The organism is Paraglaciecola sp. (assembly GCF_051252315.1).
Classification (GTDB): Bacteria; Pseudomonadota; Gammaproteobacteria; order Enterobacterales; family Alteromonadaceae; genus Paraglaciecola.
The window spans coordinates 1-2,445 of record NZ_JBPOFP010000237.1 but is presented as its reverse complement, the minus strand read 5'-3'; the positions used below and the strand labels follow the sequence as shown (position 1 = coordinate 2,445).

At 41.3% G+C, this 2,445-nt stretch carries 2 protein-coding genes; both read left to right on the top strand.

Annotation, left to right across the window (positions count from 1 at the left end; genetic code table 11):
- Positions 1-428 precede the first annotated feature (428 nt).
- Positions 429-596: a hypothetical protein gene (locus ACSHXM_RS21605; protein ID WP_435692466.1), complete on the top strand. Its 168-nt coding sequence runs from the start codon at positions 429-431 to the stop codon at positions 594-596.
- A gap of 108 nt (positions 597-704) precedes the next feature.
- Positions 705-2,063 (top strand): phosphoglucosamine mutase, encoded by a 1,359-nt coding sequence (gene glmM / locus ACSHXM_RS21600; protein ID WP_435692464.1) that lies wholly within the window; start codon positions 705-707, stop codon positions 2,061-2,063.
- The last annotated feature ends 382 nt before the right edge of the window (positions 2,064-2,445 follow it).

Sequence of the window (2,445 nt, the reverse complement as noted above, 5' to 3'; positions counted from 1 at the left end):
CGCAGATACAAAATATTGATATGTCTACGCCATATAAATTGGCAACAATAGACGAAGTTATGATCAAGACGATGTCTCTGAAAAATTACTTTTTGTATATCGTGAAAACTATTACCGGATCGGGGTCAGGAGATGCGGTGAAAAGTTGATATGATAACTATGAGATTAAGATGCATGTGAGAGATTTCACTTCTCTATCAAATATGCTGTTATTTTATTAGTCCATTATATTTAAACGTGAGCAGGACTCACATTATTCATGAACCAGTTTTAACAGAAGATGAACTCCTCAGTGATGTCATTGAGACAGTTTACACTCGTGATTTATTTGGTAGTGATTAACTACTCTACTGCAATAGCAGTCAGAGATCAGAGCAGTTAAGTAAGACACGTTACGATGTCAAAGTTTCAAGGGGCACCATCATCTAATGACTAAGTTAATTATTTTAGGGGCTAGTGGGCATGGCAAAGTCGTTGCTGAAATGGCAGAAGAATGTGGTTTTACGTTAATTGAATTTGTAGACGATCGATACCCTGAACTAGAAACTATCGGGCCTTGGCCCGTCGTCAATGCCATTCATGAATATTTAGGATGATATCGGTAAGGCGTGCATCATTACCTACATTACCAAGCACTCTATTGTGTATGGTAGCCCGGCTAGAAGCAAAGACCAATATAAAGCATTAGGAGAATAAGACACATTATGCCACGTAAATATTTTGGTACCGATGGAGTAAGAGGTAAAGTAGGGGTATTTCCAATCACCCCTGATTTTGCAATGAAATTAGGTTGGGCAGCGGGAACTGTTTTAGCGTCTAGCGGCACTAAAGAGATATTAATCGGTAAAGATACGCGTAATAGCGGATATATGTTTGAATCAGCCATGGAAGCAGGGCTTTCTGCGGCTGGCATCAATGTGGCATTTGTTGGACCCATGCCCACACCAGCTGTTGCTTATTTAGCATCCACATTTAGAGCCGATGCGGGAGTGGTTATTAGTGCATCGCACAATCCATATTATGATAATGGTATTAAGTTTTTTAATAATTTCGGGACTAAGCTAACTGATGCACAAGAGCTTGAAATTGAGACGTTACTTGATCAAGCATTAAATCATAACGCGATGCAATGTGTTAGCTCAGAGCGTTTAGGTAAAGCCAGACGCATAGACGATGCGGCAGGACGCTATATTGAGTATTGCAAAGGCATATTTGCTAAAGGTTTGACGCTTGAAGGGTTAACGATTGTGGTCGACAGTGCTAATGGTGCTGCGTATCACATAGCGCCAAATGTGTATGCAGAGCTGGGTGCTGAAGTCATCAGTATTAACGATAAGCCCAATGGTTTAAATATCAATGAGCAATGTGGTGCAACGCATTTAGATAGCTTGCAAGCTGCGGTGCTTGCACATCAAGCCGATTTGGGTATTGCATTGGATGGTGATGCTGACAGATTAATGCTTGTCGATGGTAGTGGTGCGGTGATTGACGGCGACCAAATTCTCTACATTTTAGCTAAAGCCGCCAAATTACAAGGTCATATGGACGGGGGAGTTGTTGGTACTCTGATGTCTAATCTTGGACTTGAGTTAGCGCTCAAGGACATGGGTATTCCGTTTAAGCGAGCTAAAGTGGGCGACCGGTATGTTGTAGAGCAACTTAAAAGCACCGGATGGAAACTCGGCGGTGAAAGCTCAGGTCATATTCTACATTTGGATTATGCGACAACTGGCGATGGTATTGTCGCATCGCTTTTAGTATTAACAGCACTGCTTCAACAGCAACAGTCATTACAAGAATATGTGACGGGTATGCAACGATACCCTCAAGTACTCATCAATGTTCAACTAAGTCATAATAACGCTGATGAGATCTTAAATACTAACTCAGTTAGGCAAGCTGTTGCAGAAGCCGAAACCGAATTGGCAAATTTCGGACGTGTATTATTACGTAAATCAGGCACTGAGCCATTGATCCGTGTGATGGTCGAATCAACTGATCTGCACGTATCACAAACTCAAGCAGAGCATATCGCTAGCGCCATCAGAGCCCTGGCTAAATAAAAAATTGAATTCCAATATCCTCAATGTCACCACCACTAGGGGAGAGCGATTGTTAATTCTGCACCACCCGGTAATGGTGTAATTGAAAATATACAATTAATACTTTTGCAACGTGAAATCATACGTGTCCGTCCGGTAAACCCCGTCTAGCAACGCTATAATCTATATTTGATAATTGTAATCCCCCCGCCAAACCAAAGTAGTCATAAGTAGAAAATTCCAATAAAATAAAACGAAGGTGTTTTCTAATGCGTAAATCAAAATTCAGTGACAGCCAGATAATGGCGATGATCAAACAAAACGAAGGTGTCCGTCCGGTAAACACCGTCTAGTTTCTTCTACTAGCAACGATGATAATCTGGTTTTTCAAAACTAGGAATCG

Bases quoted from the DNA above. Each gene is read 5' to 3' on its own strand.
- ACSHXM_RS21605 (WP_435692466.1), top strand. From the start codon at position 429: ATGACTAAGTTAATTATTTTAGGGGCTAGTGGGCATGGCAAAGTCGTT.
- glmM (WP_435692464.1), top strand. From the start codon at position 705: ATGCCACGTAAATATTTTGGTACCGATGGAGTAAGAGGTAAAGTAGGG.